This window comes from Pseudomonas sp. BP11-1-1 (genome assembly GCF_052112105.1).
GTDB lineage: Bacteria > Pseudomonadota > Gammaproteobacteria > Pseudomonadales > Pseudomonadaceae > Aquipseudomonas > Aquipseudomonas alvandae.
On record NZ_JAUTYU010000002.1, the window covers coordinates 60,578 to 87,344 of the forward strand.

24 protein-coding genes are annotated in these 26,767 nt (G+C 61.0%); 12 read left to right on the forward strand and 12 right to left on the reverse strand.

The window, feature by feature from the left end; genetic code table 11:
* Positions 1–7: 7 nt before the first annotated feature.
* A complete protein-coding gene (locus Q7C33_RS03900) occupies positions 8–1,201 on the forward strand; it encodes a DUF3142 domain-containing protein (RefSeq protein WP_407682873.1) in 1,194 nt (397 codons plus the stop codon).
* A complete protein-coding gene (locus Q7C33_RS03905) occupies positions 1,188–3,335 on the forward strand; it encodes a hypothetical protein (RefSeq protein ID WP_407682874.1) in 2,148 nt (715 codons plus the stop codon). The genes Q7C33_RS03900 and Q7C33_RS03905 overlap by 14 nt, the downstream gene beginning before the upstream one ends.
* Positions 3,336–3,408: 73 nt before the next feature.
* Here the strand turns inward: Q7C33_RS03905 and lpdA are convergent, their stop codons facing one another.
* Positions 3,409–4,809 (reverse strand): dihydrolipoyl dehydrogenase, encoded by a 1,401-nt coding sequence (lpdA, locus tag Q7C33_RS03910; protein WP_407682875.1) that lies wholly within the window; start codon positions 4,807–4,809, stop codon positions 3,409–3,411.
* A 197-nt stretch (positions 4,810–5,006) separates the two neighbouring features.
* Here lpdA and Q7C33_RS03915 point away from each other — a divergent pair, with 197 nt between their 5' ends.
* From Q7C33_RS03915 to cfaB, 5 genes are all read left to right on the forward strand, one after another.
* Complete coding sequence (locus tag Q7C33_RS03915) at positions 5,007–6,968, forward strand: protease modulator HflK (RefSeq protein ID WP_407682876.1); 1,962 nt, start codon at positions 5,007–5,009, stop codon at positions 6,966–6,968.
* Positions 6,965–8,011: a protease modulator HflC gene (gene hflC / locus Q7C33_RS03920; RefSeq protein WP_407682877.1), complete on the forward strand. Its 1,047-nt coding sequence runs from the start codon at positions 6,965–6,967 to the stop codon at positions 8,009–8,011. Before Q7C33_RS03915 ends, hflC begins: the two co-directional genes overlap by 4 nt.
* Entirely contained in the window at positions 8,008–9,060 is a 1,053-nt protein-coding gene (hflK, locus tag Q7C33_RS03925; protein ID WP_407682878.1) for a protease modulator HflK, read from the forward strand. Before hflC ends, hflK begins: the two co-directional genes overlap by 4 nt.
* Positions 9,057–10,952, forward strand: coding sequence for a cation-translocating P-type ATPase (locus Q7C33_RS03930; protein ID WP_407682879.1), 1,896 nt, complete (start codon positions 9,057–9,059; stop codon positions 10,950–10,952). The genes hflK and Q7C33_RS03930 overlap by 4 nt, the downstream gene beginning before the upstream one ends.
* Before the next feature lie 187 nt (positions 10,953–11,139).
* Complete coding sequence (gene cfaB / locus Q7C33_RS03935) at positions 11,140–12,327, forward strand: C17 cyclopropane fatty acid synthase CfaB (protein ID WP_030139068.1); 1,188 nt, start codon at positions 11,140–11,142, stop codon at positions 12,325–12,327.
* Here the strand turns inward: cfaB and cls are convergent.
* Entirely contained in the window at positions 12,324–13,763 is a 1,440-nt protein-coding gene (gene cls, locus Q7C33_RS03940) for a cardiolipin synthase (RefSeq protein ID WP_334598549.1), read from the reverse strand. The two genes, cfaB and cls, sit on opposite strands and share 4 nt — an antisense overlap.
* Before the next feature lie 141 nt (positions 13,764–13,904).
* Here cls and Q7C33_RS03945 point away from each other — a divergent pair, with 141 nt between their 5' ends.
* Positions 13,905–14,426, forward strand: coding sequence for a DUF3617 domain-containing protein (locus Q7C33_RS03945; RefSeq protein WP_030139070.1), 522 nt, complete (start codon positions 13,905–13,907; stop codon positions 14,424–14,426).
* 76 nt (positions 14,427–14,502) lie between these two features.
* Here Q7C33_RS03945 and Q7C33_RS03950 read toward each other — a convergent pair whose 3' ends face one another.
* The 5 genes from Q7C33_RS03950 to Q7C33_RS03970 all read right to left on the reverse strand — a co-directional run bounded on the left by Q7C33_RS03950 (position 14,503) and on the right by Q7C33_RS03970 (position 18,322).
* Complete coding sequence (locus Q7C33_RS03950; RefSeq protein WP_334598548.1) at positions 14,503–15,378, reverse strand: metal ABC transporter substrate-binding protein; 876 nt, start codon at positions 15,376–15,378, stop codon at positions 14,503–14,505.
* Between the two features lie 11 nt (positions 15,379–15,389).
* Positions 15,390–16,256: a metal ABC transporter permease gene (locus tag Q7C33_RS03955; RefSeq protein WP_258648558.1), complete on the reverse strand. Its 867-nt coding sequence runs from the start codon at positions 16,254–16,256 to the stop codon at positions 15,390–15,392.
* Positions 16,256–16,924 carry a metal ABC transporter ATP-binding protein gene (locus Q7C33_RS03960; RefSeq protein ID WP_258648557.1) on the reverse strand — a complete coding sequence of 223 codons (669 nt, stop codon included), beginning with the start codon at positions 16,922–16,924 and terminating at the stop codon, positions 16,256–16,258. Before Q7C33_RS03960 ends, Q7C33_RS03955 begins: the two co-directional genes overlap by 1 nt.
* Complete coding sequence (gene folE2, locus Q7C33_RS03965) at positions 16,921–17,817, reverse strand: GTP cyclohydrolase FolE2 (protein WP_030139074.1); 897 nt, start codon at positions 17,815–17,817, stop codon at positions 16,921–16,923. The genes Q7C33_RS03960 and folE2 overlap by 4 nt, the downstream gene beginning before the upstream one ends.
* A gap of 112 nt (positions 17,818–17,929) precedes the next feature.
* Complete coding sequence (locus tag Q7C33_RS03970; protein WP_407682880.1) at positions 17,930–18,322, reverse strand: glutamine synthetase; 393 nt, start codon at positions 18,320–18,322, stop codon at positions 17,930–17,932.
* Positions 18,323–18,438: 116 nt separating this feature from the next.
* On the opposite strand from Q7C33_RS03970, the gene zigA reads away from it, so the two are divergent.
* On the forward strand, positions 18,439–19,647 hold the full coding sequence (zigA, locus tag Q7C33_RS03975) for a zinc metallochaperone GTPase ZigA (RefSeq protein WP_217860679.1): 1,209 nt from the start codon (positions 18,439–18,441) through the stop codon (positions 19,645–19,647).
* A gap of 64 nt (positions 19,648–19,711) precedes the next feature.
* Here the strand turns inward: zigA and Q7C33_RS03980 are convergent, their stop codons facing one another.
* Positions 19,712–20,065, reverse strand: a complete 354-nt coding sequence (locus Q7C33_RS03980) for an NADH:ubiquinone oxidoreductase (protein ID WP_198796166.1) — start codon at positions 20,063–20,065, stop codon at positions 19,712–19,714.
* A gap of 28 nt (positions 20,066–20,093) precedes the next feature.
* On the opposite strand from Q7C33_RS03980, the gene Q7C33_RS03985 reads away from it, so the two are divergent.
* A complete protein-coding gene (locus Q7C33_RS03985; protein WP_030139078.1) occupies positions 20,094–21,059 on the forward strand; it encodes a CobW family GTP-binding protein in 966 nt (321 codons plus the stop codon).
* Positions 21,060–21,071: 12 nt separating this feature from the next.
* On the opposite strand, the gene Q7C33_RS03990 is transcribed toward Q7C33_RS03985, so the two are convergent.
* Positions 21,072–21,494, reverse strand: a complete 423-nt coding sequence (locus tag Q7C33_RS03990; protein WP_217860676.1) for a DUF3301 domain-containing protein — start codon at positions 21,492–21,494, stop codon at positions 21,072–21,074.
* 119 nt (positions 21,495–21,613) lie between these two features.
* On the opposite strand from Q7C33_RS03990, the gene pdxY reads away from it, so the two are divergent.
* Positions 21,614–22,486, forward strand: a complete 873-nt coding sequence (gene pdxY / locus Q7C33_RS03995; RefSeq protein WP_407682881.1) for a pyridoxal kinase PdxY — start codon at positions 21,614–21,616, stop codon at positions 22,484–22,486.
* A 123-nt stretch (positions 22,487–22,609) separates the two neighbouring features.
* Here pdxY and Q7C33_RS04000 read toward each other — a convergent pair whose 3' ends face one another.
* Positions 22,610–23,095, reverse strand: a complete 486-nt coding sequence (locus Q7C33_RS04000; RefSeq protein ID WP_030139081.1) for an acyl-CoA thioesterase — start codon at positions 23,093–23,095, stop codon at positions 22,610–22,612.
* Positions 23,096–23,363: 268 nt separating this feature from the next.
* Here Q7C33_RS04000 and Q7C33_RS04005 point away from each other — a divergent pair, with 268 nt between their 5' ends.
* Positions 23,364–25,127 carry a cation:proton antiporter gene (locus tag Q7C33_RS04005; protein ID WP_217860674.1) on the forward strand — a complete coding sequence of 588 codons (1,764 nt, stop codon included), beginning with the start codon at positions 23,364–23,366 and terminating at the stop codon, positions 25,125–25,127.
* A 21-nt stretch (positions 25,128–25,148) separates the two neighbouring features.
* On the opposite strand, the gene Q7C33_RS04010 is transcribed toward Q7C33_RS04005, so the two are convergent.
* The gene (locus tag Q7C33_RS04010; RefSeq protein WP_030139083.1) at positions 25,149–25,556 is read right to left on the reverse strand and encodes an SMI1/KNR4 family protein; all 408 of its coding nucleotides are present in this window, start codon (positions 25,554–25,556) and stop codon (positions 25,149–25,151) included.
* A 138-nt stretch (positions 25,557–25,694) separates the two neighbouring features.
* The gene (locus Q7C33_RS04015; RefSeq protein WP_407682882.1) at positions 25,695–26,567 is read right to left on the reverse strand and encodes a Tim44 domain-containing protein; all 873 of its coding nucleotides are present in this window, start codon (positions 26,565–26,567) and stop codon (positions 25,695–25,697) included.
* Positions 26,568–26,767: the final 200 nt, after the last annotated feature.

A 26,767-nucleotide genomic window follows, 5' to 3' on the forward strand; every position in this document is an offset into this window, starting at 1 on the left:
ACGATTCATGACTTTTATCCACAGGCTCTCGCTGGCGCTGGCCGCGTTGTTTTTGAGCGGCTGTGACCAGCCCGCGCCAACCGTCCTCGATCAACAACTCTATGTCTGGCAACGCCAATGGACACCGGCCCATGAAGACGCGTTGCGGCAGAGCCGTGGCGATTTTTCCAGCTTGCGGGTGCTGGCGTTGCAGGCGTTTCCCGGCGCCGGCTGGAGTCGCGCGCGTATCGATGCGGCGCTGCTCAAGGCTGACGGTCGACCGCTCATTGCGGTGATTCGCCTGGACGGCCAGCTCAAATCCCTCGGCCAGGACGATGTGATCGCGCAGATCCAGCAATTGTTGGGCGATTGGCAAGCCCAGGGCCTGGCGCCGGTGGGGATTGAAATCGACCACGACGCCGGCAACGCACGGCTGCCAGCCTATCGGACCTTCCTCGCCCGACTCCGGCAAACCTTGCCGGCAACCTTGCAATTGAGCATCACGGCGTTGCCGGCCTGGCTCAGCAGCCCCGAACTGCCCGAACTGCTGAAAACCGTGGACAGCAGCGTCCTGCAGGTGCATGCGGTCAGCGACCCGCGCCAAGGCTTGTTCGACGCTGAACAGGCCAGGCGCTGGGCTGAGCGCTGGGGCGAGGTCACTGCGCGGCCGTTCTACCTGGCGCTGCCAGCCTACGGTGTGGCGCTGCTGACCCAGGAAAGCGGTGCGCCGATGGTGGAGAGTGAAGTGCCCATCGACCGGGGCGGCGAGCGTCGGGAGTTGCTGGCCGATCCGCAGCAAGTGGCCGGGCTTGTGATGAAGCTTCGCGCCGAACCGCCCAGGCATTTGAGCGGGTTGATCTGGTTTCGCCTGCCGCTGGTGGGGGACCGGCGCGTCTGGAGCCTGAAGACCCTTGGTGCGGTGGCCCGTGGCGAAAGCCTGGAAAGCCGCCTGGTTGTGCAAATGGAAGAGCGGGACGGCCTCAACGATATCCGCCTGGTCAACCAGGGCAACCTCGACCTGCCTTGGCCCCAGCGCCTGACGCTGGCGGTGAGCGCGTGTGACGGGGTCGATGCCCTGGCCGGTTATACGTTGCAACAAACCCCCGGACTGCTTACCTTCACCCGCATTCAGGAAGGCCGCTTGGCTGCCGGTGCCCAGCGGGCGATCGGCTGGGCGCGCTGTACGAAAATTGACCAAGGAGGATTCAATGTCTACCCGTAAGTGGCCTCGTCGCCTGCTGTGCCTGAGCCTCAGTTTGCCGCTGGCTCACGCGTGGGCCTGCGGACCGGATTTCCCATTGCGCCTGCTGGATAACCGCGCCCAATCCCTGGCGGAGTTGCCCGAAGGCAGCTTTCGTTTCGAGATCAGCCGTCTCGGCCAGGCCATTGCCGGGTTGAAGCCGACGACGGAGGCGACGCGCAATCCTGATTACAGCTACGACGACGTTTCCTCCTATGTGGAACAGCGCACCAAGGCTGAACAGCTTGGCCTGACGCCGCCGCAACAAGCCGTGGTGGAGCGTTTGCGAGCGCTGGGCGATGTCGAACAGGTCGCCACCGAAGCGGCGAACCTGCCCGCCGAGCTGCGCTTGTACGCGGTTGGCGCGGCGGCCTTCAACGTCGGCGACCATCAGCGTGCGGTCGAGGCGTTCCAGCAATTGCTGGCATTACCGGCCGACGAGCGTCGCCTGCGCAGCACCTGGGCGGCGTATTCCTTGGGCCGTGCGTTGTTTGCCATGAGTGCCGAGGCCGGCAGCGGTGAACCCGCCGTGTTGCTGGATCAGTCGCGGCAAGCGTTTCGCCAGGTCCGCGAGCTGAGCATTGCCGGCTTCAGCGATCCGCTGGAATTGGGCGTCGCCAGCCTCGGCGAGGAAGCCAGGGTGGCCTATACCGCCGATGACTGGGACAGCGCCATCGGGCTGTACGCGACACAAAATCTGCAAGGCTCGCCGGTGGGCTACAGCTCATTGCTGCAGTTGGCGGGTGGCTTGAGCGTCGAGCCGGAAGAACGCCTGCGCACGTTGCTCAAGGCCAAGGCGGTCCAGCGCCTGGTGACGGCTTATCTGCTCAGTCGCGTTGGCTGGTGGGACGGTGAAGAGCCGTCCGGGGAGAAAACCCTCGTCAAGCTGTTGCAAGCCAGTGCCCAAGGCAACCTGGAGGATGCCGACCGCTTGGCCGCCGTGAGTTATCAACACGGTGACTACACCAGCGCCAAAGCCTTCGTGGACAAGGCCGCCGACACCGGGCTGGCCTGGTGGGTACGGGCCAAGCTGGCGCTGCGCGACGGTGACAAGGCCGGCGCGGCGGCGGCTTATGCCAACGCCGCCCAGGCATTCCCCAAAGACGAATCGTGGGGCGGCCGACGCACGCCGGACTGGGACTACGAGACAGTACAACCCAAGTGCCGGGTCGATGGCGAAAGCGCGATCCTGGCGCTGCAACGGGGCGACTACCTGCAAGCTTTCGATCAGCTCTATCGCGGCCAGTACAATTACTGGTATGACGCGGCGACCGTCGCCGAGCGTGTGCTGACCGTCGATGAGCTCAAGCAATATGTCGATGCCCAGGTCCCCGCACCACCGCCGTTGAGCCAGCAAGATCGAGACAACTATGTACCGTTGTCGGTGGCGGCGAATCTGCGCAACCTCTTGGGTCGTCGTTTGCTGCGCGAAGGTCGCTACGATGAAGCCCCGGACTATTTCGACAATCCCGAGCTGCAGGCCAAGGCCCGCGCCTACGGACAACTGCGTGAGGATGCCGAGTCCAAATGGTTGCCGACCAGCCGAGCCGAGGCGTATTTCAATGCGTCCGTCATCGCGCGCCGGTCCGGCATGCAGCTGCTGGGCTACGAAATGGCGCCGGATTACGCCAGCCTGGAAGGCAACTACAGTTTTGAACCGGTGGAGCTCAAGGTCGGTCCGCTGGTGGCGGAAGGCGAAGTGCAACGGCAACAGGCCAGCGCCGCCCAACCGGACGTGCGCTACCACTACCGTTTCGTCGCCACGGCGCTGGCGAGCCAGGCCGCCGATCACTTGCCGCATACCAGCCAGGCGTTCGCGGCGGTGTTGTGCAGGGCGGTGGGCTATAACTCCAGCCTCGAAGAACAAAGCGCGTTGTACCAGCGTTATGTGAAGGAGGGGCCTTACGTGGAGTGGGCGTGGGATTTCGGCCACCAATGCCCGGAACCGGCGTTCGACCAGGCCAACAAGCGCTACGTGACCCAGGCCCTGGCGCCTGTTCGCTCGGCGTTGCGGCCATTCAAGACCTGGTTGGAAGTGGGCGGCGCGGTGCTGGTGGTCGCCGTTGCGCTGGCACTGATCAGCCGGCGCAAGCGCAAGGCTCGGATGGCGGGGTAACGCCGCTCATTGAAGTAAAAACGCAGGACATGTGGCGAGGGAGCAAGCTGCCTCGCCACGGGATTGTTGCCTGCTAAATCTGCGTCGCCATCCCCTCTACGTTCATCGCCGCCTGGCGCAACGCCTCCGAGCGAGTGGGGTGGGGATGGCAGATCAGCGCGATGTCTTCGGCCGAGGCGCCGAATTCCATGGCCACGCAGTACTCGCCGATCATTTCGCTGACACTCGGGCCGACCAGGTGCACACCGAGAATTTCGTCGGTGTGTTCATCGGCCAGGACCTTGGCGAACCCCTCGGTCTCATGGTTGATCTTCGCCCGGCTGTTGGCCGTGAACGGGAATTTCCCGACCTTGTAGGCTCGGCCTTCGGCCTTGAGCTGCTCTTCGGTCCTGCCGACGCTGGCCAGTTCCGGACGGGTGTAGATGACGCTAGGGATCAGGTCGTAATTGACCTCATCGGCCTTGCCGACGATCTGTTCGAGGCAGGCCATGGCCTCATCCTCGGCCTTGTGGGCCAGCATCGGCCCGGAAGTCACGTCCCCGATGACCCAAACGCCAGGGGCTTCGGTGCGGTGGCGCTGGTTGGCGAGCATGCCGCGTTTATCCGTCGCCAGGCCGACGCTTTCCAGGCCCAGCCCTTGGGTGTAAGGCCGACGACCGATGGCGACCAGCACGTAGTCGGCATCCAGGGTCTGTGCCTCGCCGCCTGACGCCGGTTCGACCTGCAATTGCACGTCCTTTTCGGAAGACTCCGCGCGGGTGACCTTGGTGCTCAACTTGAACGCGATTCCCTGTTTGGCCAAGGCCCGTTGTAGGGTCTTGGCGGTCTCGCCATCCGCCCCCGGGCAGATGCGATCAAGGTACTCCACCACGGTCACTTGGGCCCCCAGGCGTCGCCAGACCGAACCCAGCTCAAGGCCGATGACGCCTGCGCCAATCACCACCAGATGCCGGGGCACCTCGCCCAAGGACAGCGCGCCGGTGGAATCCAGGATGCGCCGGTTATCGATGTCCACGCCGGGCAGGGGCGTCGGTTCCGAGCCGGTGGCGATGATGATGTCCTTGGCGCTCAGTCCAACCTGGGTGCCGTCTTCGCCGGTGACGGTCACTTTGCCGGGCCCATCGATATGGCCCCAGCCCTTTATCCAGTCGACCTTGTTCTTGCGAAACAGAAACTCGATGCCCTTGGTCAGGCCCGCGACGCTTTCGTTCTTCTGCTTCATCATCTGCGCGAGGTCGAGGGTAGGGCTGACGTTGATGCCCAGGTGGGCGAATTCCGAGCCTTTGGCCGCTTCGTAGAGTTCAGACGCGTGAAGCAGCGCCTTGGAGGGCATGCAGCCGACGTTCAGGCAGGTGCCGCCCAGGGTGGCGCGGCCTTCGACGCAGGCGGCTTTCAACCCAAGTTGTCCGGCTCGAATGGCTGCGTTATAGCCGCCGGGTCCACCGCCCAGAATGATCACGTCGTAATTGCTCATCACCGATCTCCCGCATGGCTGAAAAAATTATGCTCATAATATGAGCGCGTCGAACGATCACGGTCAAGGCTCAAGGCCTATCGTGAAGAATTCAAAACAGAAATTTCACAGCAATAGTTATAAGGTAACGACACGTAACGGAACGGCAGTGGCGTAGACCACAAGTCCGGATTTTGATCGCCACGAGCTGGGGTGGTATGCAAGTCGATCTTGAGGTTGAAGACGCACAGGTGGCCGAATGGCCGCGCTTCCAGCAGGCCGCCTTCCAAGGGCGCCGCTTGAAGCGGATGGCGGTTGCGTTGGGCGGTCTGGCGGGTTTCGGACTGGTGCTGGCGTTTTTCATCGGCGTGTTCTCACCACAATCGGTGTGGCCGGCCTTGTTGGTCGGTCAAACCGCCGGCCTATGGGTACTGGTGGCGGGTCTGCAATCGGCGTGGTGGGTGACGCAGTGGCGCCGCACGACGTTGCAGCCGGCTGTGGATATCTCGCCTATATCCCGCGAGCCTGTAGATAACCTGGGCGCTTACGAGCGACTGCTTGAGCGAATCAGCACGCGGTGGAACGGTTTGTTGAAGCAAATCGGGGCGCCTGTCTTATGGCTTGCCGGATGGGCGCTACTGATCTTGCTGAGTCTGGAGCAAGTCTGGAACCTGGCTTTACCGGCGGCTTCCCTCGGTATGGCGGCCAGTATTGGCGCGGTGGTGTCGTTGTCACTGGCGTTTGGCTTGTTGGTGTTTGAACGGCACTTGGCGCAACAACCCGCGATCGAGTGGCCAGAAGCACGGTCGCTGGCGCAACTGACGCGCGTGGCGATCATCGTCCTCGTGCTTGGCGCCTTCTGCCTGCTCTTTGCCGGAGACACGTCGGTCTGGTCGGCGCGCCTTGCGGTGTTGATCGGCGTATTGCCGGGGCTGGTGGCGGTGGAGTTGTTGCTTCGTGCAGTGCTGGCGTTGTTCAGCCCGCGGCGCGAGACGTTGGAGCCAACACTGTTGGGGCGAAGTGTGCTCGCCGACCTGCTGCGCTGGCCACCGCAGCCGCTGTTGGCCCTGCAACATGAGTTACACAATCGCTTTGGCATCGACCTGCGCCAGATCTGGGCGTTCAGCTACATGCGCCGGGCGTTCTGGCCGGTAGTGGCGGTGGTGTCGCTGGTGGGTTGGTTGCTGACGGGCGTGCACGAAGTACCGCTGCAAGCGCGCGGCATTTATGAGCGCTTCGGCGAACCGGCGCAGGTTTTCGGCCCGGGTCTGCACGTCGGATTGCCTTGGCCGTGGGGCAGGGTGCTGAGCGTCGAAAACGGCGTCGTGCATGAGCTGGCAACCAGTGTCGGCGACGCTCGCGTCCCTGCCGAGGCCGAACCGGCGGAAGGACCGGCTCCCGCCATGGCCAATCGGTTATGGGACGCCAGTCACGTCAATGACAAGTCCCAGGTCATTGCCAGCCAGCGCGCCGATCAACAGAGCTTCCAGATCGTCAACATGGACGTGCGTTTCGTCTACCGCATAGGCCTGACGGATGCAGCGGCGTTGGCGGCGACTTACAACAGCACGGATGTGCCTTCGCTGATCCGCAGCACCGCCAGCCGCATCCTGGTCCACGAATTTGCGTCGCGCACATTGGACGGATTGTTGGGTGCCGATCGGGTCAGCCTGGCCGAGGAAATCGGCAAGGCCGTGCAGGCTGACTTGCAGTCACTCGACAGTGGTGTGGAAATCCTGGCAACCGTGGTCGAGGCGATTCATCCCCCGGCCGGCGCGGCCAATGCCTACCACGGGGTACAAGCTGCGCAGATCGGTGCCCAGGCACTGATCGCCCGGGAGCGTGGCGCCGCTGCGGAGCAAACCAACCAGGCGCAACTGCAGGCCAGCAATGCGCACGACCAGGCCGAGGCTTCGGCCCGGGAAATCAACGCCACCGCGCAGGCCGCGAACTTGCGCTTTGAAGCCGAACGCAAAGCCTATGCGACAGCCGGCCACGCCTTTGTGCTGGAACAATACCTCGGGCAACTGAGCCAAGGGCTGGGCAAGGCCAACCTGCTGATCCTCGACCACCGCCTCGGCGATAGCGGCAGCCTACCTACCATTGATCTGCGAACTTTCATCTTGCCGACAGACCCCGTATCGCCACGTAACTCTGTCCAGCCAGGAGCTGCCCATTGAGCCAGTCTTCTTCACACGGCCATCACGACCATACCGATCATGCCCATGCCGGCCATCATCACGGCCACCACCACGGGCATCATCACCCTCATCATGGCGATCCGCAGCCCGCCGGGCCATTTCCTTGGCGGCGGATGGGTTGGGCGGGGCTGCTGGTGGCGTTTGCCATCGCGGCGGCGAGCCTGGTGCAAGTGCGCTCGGGCGAGGCCACGGTCATTACGCGTTTCGGCAACCCGGCGCGGGTGTTGCTGCAACCGGGCCTGGGCTGGCGCTGGCCGGCACCGTTCGAGGCAGCGATCCCGGTGGATTTGCGGCTGCGTACCACCTCCAGCGGCTTGCAGGATGTCGGCACGCGGGACGGTCTTCGGATCATCATCCAGGCCTATGTGACGTGGCAGGTACAGGGCGACCCTGACAATGTGCAGCGTTTCATGCGTGCGGTGCAGAATCAGCCGGATGAAGCCGCGCGGCAGATACGTACGTTTGTCGGCTCGGCCCTGGAAACCACGGCTGCCAGTTTTGATTTGGCGAACCTGGTCAATACCGATGCGGCCAACGTCCGCATAGCCGATTTCGAAACCCAATTGCGCCAGCAGATCGAGCAGCAACTCCTCAAGACCTACGGCGTGCGGGTGTTGCAGGTAGGCATCGAACGCCTGACCTTGCCCTCGGTGACGCTCAACGCGACGGTGGACCGTATGCGCGCCGAGCGTGAGACCATCGCTACGGAGCGCACGGCCATCGGCAAGCGCGAAGCGGCGCAGATTCGCTCGGCGGCTGAACGTGACGCGCGGGTCCTGCAGGCCGATGCCACGGTCAAGGCCGCAGCCATCGAAGCGCAATCGCGAGTGGAAGCTGCCGAAATCTACGGCAAGGCCTACGCGGGTTCTCCGCAGCTATACAACCTGCTGCGCTCATTGGACACCTTGGGCACGATCGTCAGCCCGAGTAGCAAGTTGATCCTGCGCACCGACGCGGCGCCATTCCGCGTCCTGGTGGACGGTCCTCCCACCGAGGAACGTAAAGACGGTAAGCGCCCATGAGTTTGGTTCCACGTGGAACAAATGAATTGTCGAGTCCATGGATTCAGGCGGGGCGCCTGGCTTATCTGGCGCTTTATGCCGTCACGGTGCTGGCCGCGTTGGCCTGGGTCTTTTCGAATGTTCGGCAAATCGACCCGCAGGATCGTGCGGTGGTCCTGCATTTCGGTGCGCTCGATCGAATCCAGAATGCGGGGCTCTTACTGGCCTGGCCGCGTCCCGTGGAACAGGTGATCTTGCTCCCCGCGGCGGATCGAGTCCTGGAACGCAGGGTGGAGAATTTGCTGCGTTCGGATGCGGCGCTGCAAGCGGATCGTGTGGCCAATTTTGCCTCTCCGGTCAGCGATGCCCTGGCAGGTTCCGGTTATTTGTTGACCGGCGACTCGGGCGTGGTGCAACTGGATGTACGGGTGTTCTACAAGGTTGCCGACCCTTACGCCTTCGTTCTGCAAGGCGAGCATGTCTTGCCGACACTCGACCGCCTGGCAACTCGCAGTGCCGTGGCGCTTGCCGCTGCTCGGGACCTGGACACGATCTTGGTGGCTCGCCCCGAGCTGATGGGCAGCGACAGCCAGGCCGCCGAACGTCGTGAACGCTTGCGTGGTGATTTGGTACAAGGCATCAACCGACGGTTGGCTGAACTCGCCGCGACAGGGCAGGGCCTGGGCATCGAAGTGGTACGGGTCGATGTGCAATCGAGCCTGCCGGGGCCGGCGGTCAATGCCTTCAACGCCGTGCTCACCGCCAGTCAGCAGGCCGACAAGGTGGTCGCCAATGCCCGCACCGAAGCCGAGAAGCAAAGCCAGGCAGCCCGCCAAGAGGCCGATCGTGCGGTGCAAGTCGCCCACGCCCAGGCCAGCGAACGGCTCGCCAAGGCGTCGGCCGATACAGCCTCGGTGTCCGGATTGGCGAAGGCCAAAGGCAGCGATCCGCAAATGCTCCTGCGCCTGTACCGTGAACGCATGCCGGGCATTCTTCGTCAGGCCGGTTCAGTAACCACGGTCGATCCAAAGGACGATTCCCGTCTGATCATCCAGGGAGCCGGACAATGACCGCTCAAGCTGCTGCTTCACCCATGTTGTCTTCCGCCGAGCAGCGTTCAGCCGCTCGGCAACTGACCCTGGCGATGCTCGCCCTTGGTTTGCTTGCATTGGGCCTGGCATGGCGTGGCTGGTCGCCGCAGCAGAGCGGCGTCAGTCAGTTGCTGTTGGGAGCCGCCTCGCTGTTGGTGGCAGTGCCGGTGATGCGGTCCGCCTGGTACAGCCTGCGTTATCCGAGCCTGCATGGCATCACCGATCAGTTGATCGCCCTGGCGATGCTCGGTGCCTGGGCCACCGGCGATCTGCTGACGGCTGCGTTGTTGCCGATCATCATGATCTTCGGCCATGTGTTGGAGGAGCGCAGCGTCATCGGCTCCCAGGAAGCGATTCACGCCCTCGGCCAACTGACCCGCAGCCAAGGCCGCAAAGTGCAGGCGGACGGCTCGATCATCGAAGTCGATAACGGCACGTTGCGGCCCGGCGATGTGGTGGAAGTGCGCGCCGGTGATCGAGTGCCTGCGGACGGTCGAGTCTTGTCCGGCCAGGCGAGCCTCGACACTGCGCCCATCACCGGCGAGTCGGTGCCCCTGGAGGCGGGTGTCGGGGTCGAGGTCTTTGGTGGCGCGATCAATCTCGACGGTGTGTTGCGCCTGGAGGTTACTCGCATCGGTGATGAGTCGACGCTGGGCAAGGTCATCGCGCTGATGCAAAACGCGGAACGCTCGAAGCCGCCGATCACTCGCCTGCTGGAGCGCTACGCCGGCAGTTATCTGGTGCTGGTGTTGTTATTGGCGGCGGTGACGTGGTTTGTCACCAACGATGCCCAGGCGATGCTCGCGGTTCTGGTGGCGGCGTGCCCCTGCGCCTTGGTGCTGTCGGCGCCGGCCACGGCGATCGCCGGCATCGCGGTTGCAGCGCGTCATGGAATTCTGATCCGCAGCTCGGCGTTCCTTGAAGAGTTGGCGGACCTGACATCGCTGGTGATTGATAAGACCGGCACGCTGACTTATGGCGCGTTGCGCCTCCAATCGATCGAAGGCACCCAAGATGACCGGGAGGCATGGTTGCCCTTGGCCGCCAGCCTGGGATCGGCCAGCAGCCATCCGGTCAGCCGCGCGCTGGCCGGCCTGGTGGAGCAACATCAATATTTGCCGCTCACCGATATTCATGAACGCCAGGGTCTGGGCGTGGTCGCCATGACCGGGGAGGGCGAAGCTGCGCTCGGCCGTCCTGAGTTGTTCGCCCGACTGGGCATCCAGACCACGGCCGTACCCAACCATGACGGCCCGATTGCTGGCTTGGCCCTCGATGGACAATTCCTCGCTTGGCTGTTGCTGGCCGATAGCGTCAAGCCGGAAGCGCGGCTGGCGATGACTGAATTGCGCACGCTTGGCCTCGGACGCCAATTGCTGTTGACGGGGGATCGCCAGAGCGTGGCCAACGCCTTGGCCCAGGAGGTCGGTATTCATGAGTTGCAGGCGCAGGCCTTGCCGGAAGATAAACTCCAACGGGTCATGGCCGAGATCGACCACGGCTTCCGGCCCATGGTGGTGGGGGACGGCATCAACGACTCACTGGCCCTCAAGGCTGGCGTGGTCGGCGTGGCGATGGGCGCGGGTGGCGCGGATATCGCGCTGGCGTCGGCGGACATCGTGTTGATCGGCAGCGACCTCCGGCGCCTCGGGACTTGCATACGACTGAGCCGGCAGTGCCGGCGCACGCTGCAAGTCAACGTGATCATCGGTCTGGGCTGGACGCTGGCCATCGTCGCGTTCGCCGCATTCGGCTGGCTTGGCGCGGCGGGGGCGATGATCGCGGCATTGCTGCATAACTTGAGTACGCTGTTGGTACTGGGCAATGCCGGAAGACTGCTACGCTTCCAGGAGCCGCTGCCAAAGATCTAGGCCGTCCGTGAACGAACTGTTGAAGGCGCGCGTAGTCAGTTACGAGAGGTAGCACCACTTCAGGCAGTTACTGCTCAAAACAGTAGATTTAGAAGAACGATAGAAAAAGGCTATAAATTCGATAGCCAGCTATTTTTCTACGATGGGCTACCCTCATTTCAGACGTCTGAAACAAGGGGGATTTTTCATGCTCGCTCAACTTCCACCGGCCTTGCAGAATCTGCACCTACCGCTTCGTCTGCGGCTCTGGGATGGCCATGAATTCGCGCTGGGTGACGATCCCAGCGTGACGATTGTGGTCAAGGACCCACAAATGGTTGCGCAATTTACCCATCCCAGCCTGGATGCATTGGGTGCGGCGTTCGTTGAAGGCAAACTCGAACTCGAAGGCTCGATCCATGAAGTCATTCGAGTCTGTGACGAGCTGAGCCAGGCCCTGGTGGACGAAGACGACGATAACCTGCCGGTGCGCACGGTCCACGACAAGGAAACCGACGCCAAGGCGATCTCCTACCATTACGACTTATCCAACGCGTTCTACCAGCTCTGGCTCGACAGCGACATGGCGTACTCATGCGCTTATTTCGAGACCGGCAGCGAAACCCTTGAACAGGCGCAGCAGGCCAAGTTTCGCCATCTCTGTCGCAAGCTGCGCCTGCAACCCGGCGACTACCTGCTGGACGTTGGTTGCGGGTGGGGTGGGTTGGCGCGTTACGCGGCGCGAGAGTTCGGTGCGAAAGTGTTCGGCATTACCCTGAGCCAGGCTCAGCTGGACCTGGCTCGCGAGCGAGTCAAGGCTGAAGGCCTGGAAAACCAGGTTGAGCTTCAGCTGTTGGATTACCGGGATTTGCCCCAGGACGGTCGATTCGACAAAGTCGTCAGCGTCGGGATGTTCGAACACGTGGGGCACGCCAACCTGACGCAGTACTGCAAGACGCTGTTCGGGGCCGTGCGCGAAGGTGGCTTGGTGATGAACCACGGGATTACCGCCAAGCACACCGATGGCCGCCCGGTAGGCCGCGGCGCTGGCGACTTCATCGAGAAATATGTCTTCCCCAACGGCGAGCTGCCGCACCTGTCGATGATCTCTGCCGAGATCAGTGAAGCAGGGCTGGAGATCGTTGATGTGGAAAGTCTGCGCATGCATTACGCACGGACCCTCGATCATTGGAGCGAGCGCCTGGAAGACAACCTCGAAGCCGCTTCCAAGGAAGTACCGGAACAGGCCCTGCGGATCTGGCGGCTTTATCTGGCCGGTTGTGCGTACGCCTTTGCCAAGGGCTGGATAAACCTGCACCAGATCCTCGCGGTCAAGGCCCATGCCGACGGTAGCCATGATTTGCCTTGGACCCGTGACGATATCTACACGCCTTAAAGAATCGGCGAAATAAGCCGGGCGATCCGCATGCCTATCTTCTGCAGGCGGTGGGTCTCCCGGCTTTCTTGCTTGGCGACTTCGTGGGCCTGGGCGAAATCCTGCTCGAGCATCTGCTGCACTTCGCTGGCAAAGCCGATGTCGACGGTCAGTAACATCACTTCGAAATTCAATCGGAACGAGCGGTTATCCAGGTTCGCGCTTCCGATGGCGCTGATCTCCTGGTCGATCAGCACGACTTTCTGGTGCAGGAATCCCGGCTCATAACGAAACACCCGCACGCCGGCCCGAACGGCTTCGAACGCATAAAGGCTCGACGCTGCGTAGACAATCTTGTGATCGGGTCGTGACGGCAACAGGATGCGCACATCCACTCCGCGCAGCACGGCCAGGCGCAGCGCTGCGAATACCGCCTCATCGGGAATGAAGTACGGTGAGGTGATCCAGATTCGTTCGTTGGCCGCGTGGATGGCCTCGACGAAAAACAGCGAGCAGGTTTCGTAGGCGTCGGCGGGGCCGCTGGCAAGCAGCTGGCAGAGCACGCCACCGTCCGGGTAGGTGTCGGGCAGGATCAGGGGTGGCAGTGAACGGGCGGCCCAGAACCAGTCTTCGGCGAACGATTCCTGCATGCTTGCCACTACCGGACCGCGTACTTCGACATGGGTATCGCGCCAAGGAGCCAAGGGCGGTTGTTCACCCAGATATTCATCGCCCACGTTGTGGCCGCCAACGAATCCCAGCACGCCGTCCACGGCGACGATCTTGCGATGGTTGCGAAAGTTGACTTGGAAGCGGTTGAGCCAGCCGCTGCGGGTGGCGAAAGCCTTGACGTGGACGCCGCCGTCGCGCAGTGCCTGGACATAACGGTGGGGCAGGGTATGACTGCCGATACGGTCATAGAGCAGATACACCGCCACGCCTTCGGCGGCCTTCTTCAGGAGCAACGCTTGCAAGCGCTGCCCGAGTCGGTCGTCGTGAACGATAAAGAACTGCACCAGGACCGCTTCACGAGCGTTATCGATGGCCTGGAAAATCGCCTCGAACGTGGCTTGCCCATTCACCAGCAGGCGCACCTGATTGTTCGCCAGGCACGGTGCTCGCCCCAGTTTTGGCATGGCCCTGAGTGACGCGTAGGCCTGGGAGGCGCGCGCGGTGAGCGCCTCTTCAACCCATGGCCGCCAGTTCATTTCGGAGATTGCCTTGCGCATTTCTTCGTTGGCCTGCCGACGTGCCTTGATGTAGCCGTCGAAGGTGCTGCGGCCAAATACCAGGTACGGAATCAGTGTCAGGTAGGGAATGAACACCAGCGAAAGGGCCCAGGCGATCGAGCCTTGGGCGGTTCGCACCGTCAGCACCGCGTGAACGGCGGCGATGGAACCCAGGGTGTGAAGCAGCGCGATCAGGTAACCGAAAACATGCGGGCCGAAATAATCCATGGGGCTGCCGTGCTCCTGAAGTTTCAATGCTTAACAGACCATGTTCCACGACGAATGTCGCTATTTAATTCGCTCGCCCCAGGCCTGAACCGAAGCCTGCGGGCGGCGTCTAACGGCCACTTGTCCTCTGGAGTGTTTGCAATGAATGTTCGTCTGCTGGGTTTGGCCTTGGCGGTTGGCTTGTCGGTTCCTCTGGCGGCTCAGGCGCAGATGCTTCAACCGGGACTCTGGGAACTGACCACCAGCAATATGAAAGTCGATAACCAGAACCTGCCGGATCTGCAATTGATCCTCGGGCAGCTACAAACCCAGATGACCCCGGAGCAACGGGCGATGCTCGAGAAGCAGGGCATTACCATGGGCGGAAAAGGCATTCGGGTCTGCCTGACACCTGCGCAAGTGCAGACTAATGATATTCCGCTGCAGGATCCGCAATCAGGATGCAAGCAACAGATCACCGAGCGCACCGGCAATCAATGGAAGTTTCGCTTCAGCTGTCCGAAGGCCCAGGGCAATGGTATTGCCACCTTCCAGAGCGATCGGGAATTCACCACCAAGGTCAACGGCACGTTCAACGCTACGGGCATCCAGCAGAACGGTAGCCTGGACACCCGCGCCGTTTGGCTGGGGCAGGATTGCGGGACGGTCAAGCCGAGGGCCTGACCTGGGCTGGACGTGATGGATTCGTGACGAGAGAGCTTGCTTCCCCCGCTGGGCCAGCATCAGAAGTTGCGAGCTATCACGGCCGGCTCAACGCCTCGTAGAGCGTGTTGAGGTTGTACTCGAACAGCCCGGTAAATGTGCTGGCGGGGCCGCTCGCGGCCAGGGCGTCCGAGTACAACGTGCCGCCGATGTGCGCGCCGCTTTCATCGGCGATCTGTTTGAGCAGGCGCGCATCCTTGATGTTCTCCATGAATACTGCTTTGACTTTCGCTTGGCGGATCTGGGTAATCAGCGCGGCGACTTCTGCCGCCGAGGGCTCACGCTCGGTGGACAGACCCTGCGGCGCCATGAACTCGATGCCATAGGCCTGGCCCAGGTAACCGAACGCATCGTGGGACGTAACGATCTTGCGATTACCTGGCGGCAGCGCGCCGAACTTGGCCTTGGCTTCGGCAAGCAGCGCGTAGATCGTTTTCAGGTACGCCTGGCTGTTACGTTCGTAGTCGGCCTTGTTGTCCGGATCCGCCGCTTCGAGCGCCTTGGTGATATTGCTGACGTACAGTTGCGCGTTGGCGAGGTTATGCCAGGCGTGCGGATCGGGGACCGTCTCGCCATCTTCATTCAGCGATCGCGGAATCACGCCTCGACTGGCGCTGATCACCGCTGCCTGGGTTTCCGTGCTGGTCACCAGGCGATCTAGCCACGGCTCGAAGCCCAGCCCGTTCTTGATAATCAACCTGGCCCCGAGCAGCGCCTTGGCGTCGTCCGGCGTGGGTTCGTAGGTGTGCGCGTCGGCGTCCGGTCCAACCATGTTAATGATCTGGACGTGTTCTCCGCCGACTTGTTGGGTCATGTCGGCAAGGATGCTGAAGCTGGTCACTACCTTGAGCTTTTCGGCGGCGGACAGGGACACGGACAGCATCAAGCTGAAGATCAGGAGCAGGGCGCGCATCAAGAAATACCTCATGGGGATGTGAGCAAGGGCGGGCGGCGCAGGAGACCGTGCACCGGACCGAATACCACGGACAACAGATAGGACGCGCCCGCCACCAGGACGATGGCCGGCCCGCTGGGAAGCGAGAAATTGAACGACAACAGCAACCCCAGCCACACCGAGATGCAACCGAGCAGTGCCGCGATCATCATCAGAATGGGCAGGCGTCGACTCCAGAACCGTGAAGCGGCCGCCGGTAGCATCATCAGGCCGACCACCATCAGCGCGCCGATGGCCTGGAAACCGATCACCAGGTTCAACACCACCAAGGTCAGAAACACACCATGGGCCAACGGACCCAGGCGACTGACTGTTTGCAGGAACAGGGGATCCAGGGTGTCGAGCAGCAGCGGTCGATAAATCAAGGCCATCGCTACAAGACTGATTCCACAGACCCACAGCATGCCGCTCAGGGTCGGGCCGTCCACCGCCAATGCAGAACCGAACAACAAGTGCAGCAGGTCCAGGCGTTTACCGGCCAAGCCAAGAATCAACACGCCGGCGGCCAGGGAAATCGGATAAATCGCTGCAAGGCTGGCGTCCTCCCGCAGACCCGTACGGCGAGTAATCCAAGCGGCGAGCCCTGCCATGCTCAAACCCGCGCCCAAGCCCCCTAACGTCAAGGCCGGCAGGCTGAGCCCTGCTATCCAGAAACCCAGCGCGGCGCCGGGCAAAATGCCGTGGGCCACCGCGTCACCGATCAGACTCATGCGCCGCAGAATCAGGAATACGCCCAGCGGCGCTGTACTGCATGCCAACACCAGGCCGCCAAGCAGGGCCCGGCGCATGAAGACAAATTCCTGGAACGGTTGCCAAAAATGGGTCGCCGCAAGCATCAGGCCACCCAGGCGCGGGGCTGCTGCGCAATCAGGTCGATACTTCGGCCCAGGATGCAGCCCGAATGACTCACCAGCAGGGTATGCGGAATATGTTCGCGCACGGCGCCCAGGTCATGACACACCACCACGACGGTTTTGCCCTCGGCATGCCAACGGTGAAGGTGTTTCCACAGCAGCACTTGGCCCTGTTCGTCGAGGGCGGCGTGAGGTTCATCCAGCAACAGCAGCGGTGCGTCAGCCAGACTCAATCGGGCGAGCAGGGCGCGCTGCAATTCGCCTCCAGACAATGCCATCAAGGGGCGTTGCTCGAGTCCGCTCAGGGCCCAGTCCTCCAGCACCGTCTTCAACCGAAGACGCCGCATCGCCGGTGTGTATGAACTCCTCCAAGCACCAGCGGCAACCAACTCCTGCAGGCTGATGGGGAATTGACGATCCAGGTGTTGCTGTTGCGGCAGGAATGAAATGCCGCCGCGCTTGGGTACGTTGACGGTGGCTTTGCCGGCCAGAGGTTTTTGCAGGCCTGCGAATACCTTCAAGAGACTGGTTTTGCCTGAACCGTTTGCCCCGATGATGGCTGTGAGACTTCCTGCTGGCCGCTCCATCGTGAGTGGCGGTGTCAGCGGTTGTCCGGGAGCGCCCCAGCGCAGGGCGTGGCAGTTGATCATGATGCGCCTCGCGTCCAGCTGCTTTCGGCCACCGCGTCATGGGCGTGCAGGCTTTCGGCGTGAACGACCCTGACACTCAGCGCGTTGATGAGAGAGGGTTTTGCCAAGGCTGTGGTCAGCCGCCTTGCAGCGTCTTCGCAGAACATCAGGTTTTGGCCGTTGGCCAGCGCAAATGCCTGTTCGTCCGCGCGCTTGACGGCGGTTTGCACCGCGGTACCGAGGGCTTCTTCAGCAGCATCGATGAATGATTGGAACGGTAAGTCCTCAATCTCTTTGTTCAACCGCAGGGTCAGCATTGCCGTGCTGCGCTGGCTATGGGGGGTGGCGACGATGCCATTTGGCGAGCCCAGCCAGGCGAGGATCTCGGCGTGCTCCAGCGTCTTGTTCGCAAAGTCGTTGACGAATTGTTGCTGGATCAATTGTCGAGCGAGTGCTGCGGAGCAAGGGCAGGTGGAGGAATAGGGAATCTGAATTCGAAGTTCCACGTGGAACATCGCGTTTTTCAGGCTGGCTTCGATGCTTACCGGATAGCGCTTCCAACCGGCCAAGGGGCTGATGAGTGCCGGGCGCTTTAGCAGCAGATCGGTATGGACAGTCAATGAAGCCGCATGAGACGAGCCTTCATGACTATCAAGAAACTGCCGCAAAATACGATGCAATGATGTTGGTGAGAGCTCCGTCGTTTCAAGCGTTTCCAACGCCAGATACAAGCGTGACATATGGATCCCACGGGCCTCATGGTCATCCAGGCTGACGCCTGCATCGGCCATCGCCTGGAGACGATGGCCGCCGATCAGCACGGGTAAGGCGATTCCACACATGCCGACCCAGTCGAGGGGAAGCGCTTGGCGTGAAATTTGCGCAGCGACGTCGGGCAGCGTTAACGCATTCATGAGAGGTCCGCAAAGAATCCAAAATTAGACGTTATAGTATAACGTCATGCTTGTGAATAGCGCTCCCATGAAAGGAGTTTTACTTATCCGTCGGGCTGTTCCACGTGAAACGTCAGCGGGGCGAGTCCTGACAGCCATTGAGGCGACTACATATGAACCCACCCCTGCTCCCGCCAGAGCTTGAAAAACGATTGATCGTTGTCCAGCCAACTCGTCGGTTATACCCAACCCAACTTTCTCCATCCGATGCCAGGCCCGTAAAAAATGTGAGCAGGCCATAACGGCTGGTCGTTTGCGCCCAATAGCGGTGGCTCACAGCCTCGAACCCGCGGGTATAGATGACATTTCCACTCGTCTGAACGCTGTAGGCATTGCCGTATCCATCGACACACGCCAGCAAATTCGCACTGCGGGTGCAATTCGCCAAGAGCGGGTTTTGAGCTGACGCGTAGACCGTCCAAAGCAATAGCGCCCCCGCCGTCATTAATTTCACAGAGCTGCGCATGGATCGTTCTCGGCAATAAGGTTTGCAGATGGTGACGAAATTATTGTTATAGTATAACGTAAATTAGCCTGCCTATACATATCGAGCCGGAACGGCCACCGATGAGGATATACCTGATGCCCGATCGCCTTCCCGTAACCGTCCTTTCCGGCTTCCTCGGTGCCGGTAAGAGCACGTTGCTCAACCACATCCTGCGCAATCGAGAAAACCTGCGTGTCGCGGTGATCGTCAACGATATGAGTGAGATCAACATCGATGGCACCGAAGTCCAGCGAGATGTCTCCCTGAATCGTGCCGAAGAGAAACTGGTGGAAATGAGCAACGGCTGCATCTGTTGCACGTTGCGCGAGGACTTGCTTGAAGAAGTCGGGCAACTTGCCAGGGAAGGGCGTTTTGATTATTTGTTGATCGAATCCACAGGCATATCCGAGCCGCTGCCCGTGGCGGAAACCTTCACGTTTCGCGATGAGGAAGGCCGGAGTCTTGCCGATGTCGCGCGCCTCGACACGATGGTGACAGTGGTCGACGGCGTAAATTTTCTGTTGGATTATCACGCGGCCGAGAGCCTTGCGTCCCGGGGCGAAACCTTGGGTGAGGAAGACGAGCGCTCAATCACTGAGCTGCTGATTGAGCAGATCGAATTTGCCGACGTCATACTGATCAGCAAGATCGACTTGATCAGCCAACGGGAGCGAGAGGAGCTCATCGCGATCCTGGAGCGTCTCAACACCCACGCGCGGATTGTTCCCATGGTCATGGGCCAGGTGCCGCTGGCCAGCATTCTCGACACCGGCCTTTTCGATTTTCAACGCGCCGCCCAAGCACCTGGTTGGCTGCAAGCTTTGCGAGGCGAGCCTGTACCGGAGACCGAGGAGTATGGCATCGCCTCGACGGCCTACCGGGCACGTCGGCCGTTTCATCCCGAGCGCTTTTTTACGTTCATCGACCGTCCTTGGCCCAATGGCAGGCTCCTGCGTTCGAAGGGTTTTTTCTGGTTGGCTAGCAAGCCTGAAGAAGCAGGAAGCTGGTCCCAGGCCGGCGGATTGATGCGTTATGGGTTCGCCGGACGTTGGTGGCGGTTCGTGCCGAAACACCAATGGCCGCAGGATGAGGACAGTAGCGCCACGATCATGAAAAACTGGCTGGCGGAGACAGGCGATTGCCGTCAGGAGCTGGTGTTCATCGGCCAGAACATGGATTTCGATCAACTCACCGAAGAACTGAACGCCTGCCTGTTGACCGACGCGGAGATGGCCCTGGGCATGGAAGCCTGGCGGCTGTTACCGGACCCGTTCGGCCCGTGGCATGACGAGGTCGCGGCTTGATTCGTCGCTTCCCTGGGCGCGCTCCCAGGGGAACATCAAGTGTCGTCAGATTGGATCGCTTGGCTCAAGGCTTGAGCCAGGTGCCCTGGCTTTTCCCTTCGCAAAACGGCTTGAGATAAGCCGCGTCGGTCGCCACGCCGTAATAGTGAATATCCTGGTGATAAGGCATATTGGCGACTTGGGCGTTGCTGCAGATGCCAAACGCGCCGCCAGGGCACTGATCCACGTATTGCACGTCGACTTTTTGCCCGGGCAGGCTCGGCTGGCAGAAACCGTCGGCAAACAGCTTTTGCGGAATGTTGCGGTTCTGCTGGCAGACCTTGACGTCGAGTCGTTCCGCCTGGCTGTGTACGATACAGGCCTGGGCCATGGCCTGGCTCGAAGTCAAAGCCAGTAACAGCCAACCGATCATTCGCATCTTCACCTCCACTCAAAGCCATTGATCTATGTTGCAGGACATCCCCACCCATGTCATCGCCGGTCCATTGGGTGCCGGCAAGACCAGCCTGATCAGGCACCTGATGGCCCAGCGCCCTGCGGACGAACGCTGGGCGGTGCTGATCAATGAGTTCGGTCAGGTCGGCCTGGATGCCGCGCTGCTGACCCAGGCCGCCGATGGTATCGCATTGGGCGAAGTGGCCGGTGGCTGCCTATGTTGCGTCAACGGCGCGCCGTTTCAGATAGGTCTGGGTCGCTTGTTGCGAAAGGCTCGGCCCCACAGGCTGTTCATCGAACCTTCCGGGCTGGGCCATCCGGCGCAACTGCTGCGTCAATTGAGCGCGGCGCCTTGGCTCGGCGTGCTGGCGGTCCAGCCTTGCGTGATGGTGTTGGATGCCCGAGCGATGGCGGACGGCAAGCCATTGCCCGATACACAACGACAGGCGTTGGTTGATGCCGGATTGCTGGTGCTGAACAAATCCGAAGGCCTCACCGACAATGATCGGGCGCGCGTAATTGCCCAATTGCCTGCGCTGGGCGTGTATTGGACGCAACAGGCTGAGTTGCCGATGAGTCGATTGCCGGGCATTTCGGCTCGGGGCGATGGCGCTGTGGATAACCTGAGCCTACCTGTAGGGCTGGGGCAAATCCCGGCTATCTGGACCGATCCAATGGCGCCGATGTGCCTGTACCAGCAGCAGGGGGAAGGCTGGAGCATTGGTTGGCGGTGGCATCCGTCCCAGCGTTTTGATGCGGCCGCGGTGACGCGTTGGCTCGACGGTGCGCATTGGAAACGGGCGAAGATGGTTATCCACAGCGCTGACGGTTGGGTCTCGGCCAATGCGTTGGAGAGTGCGTCGTTGCAGTGGCAGGCCAGCGAGTGGCGACAGGATTCACGGATCGAACTGATCTTCGCCGAACCGCAGGACGTGGTTGCGCTGCAAACGAGCCTGGCAAATTGTCGATGTCCATGAATCAGTCGCGCTTCACGGCTTCCACTTGTTGTGCTCCTGGCGCCATTGGCTGAGCTCGATGACCTCAGCCCTGGGCCGGGTCTGGACCGATTCAATCGGCGCAGGCGGGGTTTCTTCGAACGGCATCGGGTAAGGCGCCAGTTCGATGTGGGCGCTGTGGGCACCAAACTGAGTGATCGTACCCGAATGACGGGTCTCGCCCGTCACCGTGAATTCGAAGTTATACACACGCGCCAGGCGCCGTCGTCCGCTGGCGTCCTTTACGAATCCGATCTTGCGCAGCGCGACATTGCCGTCCAGCAACTCGATCTTGAGGTTGGCGCAATGTTGCATGACCCTCGCCAAGGCGCGCTCGCGCAAGCCATGGTTGTGCCACAGCCAGGCGCCACCGGTAGCCAGCAGCATCAGCACGAAAATATTTCCAAGGGTCAGCATGAACGGAAAGCTCCAACAAGTTGCCGTCAGCTTAACTGTGTCTCCGGCCTGTCGTACAGGCTGCGTTTAGTCGCATACTGCGCGGCTTGAATTTCATTCGTTTTACGGAAACTTCCCGCATGAAACGTACGCCTCATCTGCTTGCCATCCAGTCCCATGTGATATTTGGCCATGCCGGCAACAGCGCTGCCGTGTTTCCAATGCAGCGGGTCGGCGTAAACGTATGGCCGCTCAATACCGTGCAGTTTTCCAATCATACCCAGTACGGACAATGGGCCGGTGAAGTGCTCGCGCCCGCCCAGATACCGCTGTTGGTGGAAGGCATCGCCGCCATCGGCGAGCTGGGCAATTGCGACGCGGTGCTCTCCGGTTATCTGGGTAGCGCGGCCCAGGGGCAAGCCATTCTGGCGGGTGTGGCGCGGATCAAGGCTTGCAACCCAAAGGCGCTGTACCTGTGTGACCCGGTCATGGGGCACCCGGAGAAGGGTTGTATCGTGGCGCCCGAGGTCAGCGAATTCCTGCTGGAGGAAGCCGCTGCCGTGGCCGATATCATGTGCCCGAACCAACTGGAGCTGGACAGTTTTTCGGGGCGCAAGGCGCAATCATTGTTTGACTGTCTGGCCATGGCCCGTGCGCTGCTGGCCCGCGGTCCGAAGGTCGTGCTGGTCAAACACCTGGCTTACCCCGGCAAGCCCGAAGACAGTTTCGAGATGCTGCTGGTCACGGCTGATGGCAGTTGGCATTTGCGCCGTCCGCTGCTGGCGTTTCCGCGTCAACCAGTGGGGGTGGGCGACCTCACGTCGGGGTTGTTCCTGGCGCGGATATTGTTGGGGGATAGCCTGGTGGCGGCATTTGAATTCACCGCTGCGGCCGTGCATGAGGTGCTGTTGGAAACCCAAGCGTGCGCAAGTTACGAGCTGCAGTTGATCCGCTCCCAAGACCGTATCGCCCATCCGCGCGTGCGGTTCGAGGCAGTGCCGATCAGCCTCTGATCGATGCTAGCCATTGTGGGAGCGAGCTTGCTCGCGATGAGGGCCTCACGTCCAACATAGAGTTGGCTGTGACATCGTCATCGCGAGCAAGCTCGCTCCCACATTATTGATTTCTGCGGCTGGTTAAGGCCCGTCCGCCTTGATTTCCTGATAGCGTCTCTCCAGCTCCTGGCGAATCTGCCGGCGTTGCTGGGCTTGTTCATAGCGCCGTTTTTCTTCGCTGTTCTGCGGTTGCAACGGCGGGACGGGGGCCGGCTTGCGCAAGTCATCCACCGCTACCATGGTGAAGAAGCAGCTATTGGTGTGGCGCACCGAGCGTTCGCGGATGTTCTCGGTCACGACTTTGATGCCCACTTCCATCGACGTGTTGCCGGTGTAGTTCACCGAAGCCAGGAAAGTCACCAACTCACCGACATGAATCGGCTCGCGGAAAATCACCTGGTCGACCGACAGCGTCACCACGTAGCGGCCGGCGTAACGGCTGGCACAAGCGTAGGCCACTTCATCAAGGTATTTGAGCAAGGTGCCGCCATGGACATTGCCAGAGAAGTTGGCCATGTCGGGGGTCATCAACACCGTCATCGACAGCTGGGCGTTTCCGGGTTCCATAACGTTCTCACGGTTCAAGGCAGCATTTCAGGATGGGCGCCTCTGCGGGCGTTGGGTTGTGGTTATACCTACAAACCACTCATATCGGGACGCTGCGGCAATGCATGCCGTCACGCCTCGGTGGATCTGTTTCCGCATATTGCACCGTCTTTTTGCCAGAAGTTCCGGTGTTAACCTGCAAAAGCCCTTCATCTGGGTATTTCCTACAAGAGAAACGGACCTATCCGACTCCGCAGCATCGAGTCATGTTCAGCAAGGAGCCCCCACTATGCATGCCATCAGTTTCATACAAGACCTGGCGATCATCATGCTGGCGGCGGGGTTGGTTACTGTACTGTTTCATCGCTTCAAGCAACCGGTGGTGCTTGGCTACATTGTCGCCGGCTTCGTCATCGGCCCGCATACACCGCCGTTCGGCTTTATCCATGACGAAGAAACCATCAAGACCCTGGCCGAGCTCGGGGTGATCTTTCTCATGTTCTGCCTGGGCCTGGAATTCAGCCTGCGCAAATTGTTCAAGGTGGGGGCCACAGCGTTCATCGCGGCGTTCCTGGAAATCGTCTTGATGATCTGGATCGGCTATGAGATCGGGCGCTGGTTCGGCTGGAATGCCATGGACTCGCTGTTTCTCGGCGCCATCCTCGCCATCTCGTCGACCACTATTATCGTCAAGGCCCTGAATGACCTGAAGATGAAGAACGAGCGCTTTGCGCAGTTGATTTTCGGGGTGTTGATTGTCGAGGACATCCTTGGCATCGGCATCATCGCCTTGCTTTCGAGCATCGCGGTCAGCGGTGCGGTGAGTTCCGGCGAAGTGCTATCGACCGTCGGCAAGCTGTCGTTGTTCATGATCGTAGCGCTGGTGATTGGCATCCTGCTGGTGCCCAGATTGCTGGCCTATGTGGCGAAGTTCGACAGTAACGAGATGCTGTTGATTACAGTACTGGGGCTCTGCTTCGGCTTTTGCCTGTTGGTGGTGAAGCTGGAATACAGCATGGTGCTCGGGGCATTTCTGATCGGCGCGATCATGGCCGAGTCCCAACAGCTGTTGAAAATCGAGCGGCTGGTAGAACCGGTGCGCGATCTGTTCAGCGCAATCTTTTTCGTGGCCATCGGGCTGATGCTCGACCCGGCCATAGTGCTCCAGTACGCGTGGCCGATCGCCGTGATCACCTGTGCAGTGGTGCTGGGTAAAGTGCTTTCGTGTGGTCTCGGTGCCTTTATCGCAGGCAATGACGGACGCACCTCACTGCGCGTTGGAATGGGCCTTTCACAGATTGGCGAGTTTTCTTTCATCATCGCGTCGCTGGGGATGACCTTGCAGGTCACCAGTGATTTCCTTTATCCGGTGGCGGTGGCTGTCTCGGTGCTCACCACGCTGCTGACGCCCTATTTGATCCGGGCCGCTGATCCGTTGTCCGTCAGGCTGGCATCGGCGATACCGCGACGATTGGCGCGCGTGCTGGGCATGTATGGCGAGTGGTTGCGCAGTATCCAGCCCCAGGGTGAAGGAGCCATGCTGGCCTCCATGATCAGGCGAATTCTGCTGCAAGTCGGCGTCAACCTGGCGTTGGTCATTGCCATTTTTGTTTCCGGAGGGTATTTCGCCGAGCGGATGGCTGCTTATCTAGAGGTGTGGATCAGCGATCCGAGCTGGCAAAAGGCACTGATCTGGGGCGCAGCGTTGCTGCTGTCGCTGCCGTTCCTGATCGCGGCGTACCGCAAGCTCAAGGCATTGTCGATGCTGCTGGCGGAGATGGGCGTAAAGCCGGAGATGGCCGGCCGCCATACCCAGCGCGTGCGTCGGGTGATCGCCGAAGTGATCCCGATCCTGTCGCTGCTGGTGATCTTCCTGCTGTTGGCAGCCTTGTCGGCCAGTATCTTGCCGACCAACAAGTTGCTGTTGCTGATTGCCGTGGTGGCGACTGTCGTGGCGGCGCTGCTCTGGCGCTGGTTTGTCCGCCTGCACACGCGGATGCAGGTGGCTTTGCTCGATACGCTGGACAACCACAAGGAATCGTCCGGGCATTGACCAGCGCCGGGCCCTGGCGGATCAGCTTTCCAACCAGACGTCCCGTGCCCAATGCCAGACCGACTCCCAGGTTTCCTCGGCGATCAGTTCTTCGTCTGCTTGCCACAGCACCACGGTGCCGTCTTCTTCGACGCAATAATAATCGTCGCCGTCCTGGCAAATCGGAATCAGGCTCCGGTCGACGCCAGCGTCCCAGGCGTTGGCTGCCACATCGGGCAGGTAGGTATGAGATTGTGGATCGGTAACCGTTACCGGTTCCAGGCTGCCATAGACGACGTCACTGACGGTCAGCAAAAATTCCCTGAATACGAAGGGGATATCGATGAACAACTGTTCTTCGATTTCTACCAGCAGATCTTCATCAGGTAACTCCAGCGGAACCGGCACGGGTTCGTTGGCTTCGCGTAATTGTTCGATGATTTCTTCCACGTCCGGGATCCTCTTTCTCGATGGCGCGGTTTTATATGGGCGGTTTATACAGTAGCCCGCCATAGATGCAACTGCGAAATAGAAAACCCCGGCAAGTGCCGGGGTTCTTTTATTTCAACATGCGAAACGCGAAAAGGTTCAACCGTTCTGGCGGATACCAGCCACCAGCCAAGGCTGGTTCTCGCCTTGGGCGCGTTCCATGTTCCAACTTTCGCTGAACGCTTCACCCTGGTCGAAGCGGGAGTCTTTCGACACGCCGATAAAGGTCAGGGTGGCGATGGTCTTGTCGGCGCGATCGTCGACGCCGTCCAGTTGCACCTGCAGGTTATCGATGTAGGTGGACTGGTAGCCGTCACCCAGCTCGGCCCGCTCGCGCTTGAGGAACTCAAGCAGTTGTGGGGTTACGAACTCGGCGATCTTGTCCATTTCGTTCGCGTCCCAGTGCTGCTGCAAGGACATGAAGTGGCTGCGCGCCGCTTCGATGAAGCGCTGTTCGTTGAACCAGGCGGGCGCATTGATCACTGGACGCGCCACTGGAGCGGCCGCGCCACCAAAGATCGAACCGCCGGCAGGCTGCTGGTTGAACACTTCACGCTGCATCGGCGCATGGCCGGCCGGAGCGAGCTGCTCCTGCTGCTTGCGACGACGGGCTGCGATGAAACGGAAGACCAGGAAGGCGATGACCGCCATGATCAGGATGTCGAAGATCTGCATGCCCTGGAAACCGTCGCCCATGAACATGGAAGCGAGTAGGCCGCCAGCCGCGATGCCGGCCAGGGGGCCGAGCCAGCGGGAAGCGCCGCTGGCCTTGGTAGCGGCGCCAGCAGCACCGGCCGCGCCTGCGGTGGCGGCAGTGGACCCGGCGGCAGAGGACGGCGCCATCTGGCTGGTCTGGTGAGTCGGGGCTGCGCCCGAACTTTTACCACCGCCAAAACGCTTGGCGGCATTGGCGTCGATGGCCATCGTCAGGCCGATGCACAACGCCATGGCGATGCTAAGAAAACGTTTCATATAAAGGCATTCCCATTTGTGGATAGCACGCGCGCCATGTTGCACAGCTGAACTGTTGCTGGCTAGCGACAGAGTGTTTCGGGCTTTTGCGTGACAGCTTAGGTTCAGCTTTGGCTATGCAAGCAGGCCTGTTCGCTTTGGGCTGTAGGAAAGGTAAACAAGTTCTATCGGAAATTTTGACGTCTCCGAAACGACTGTGG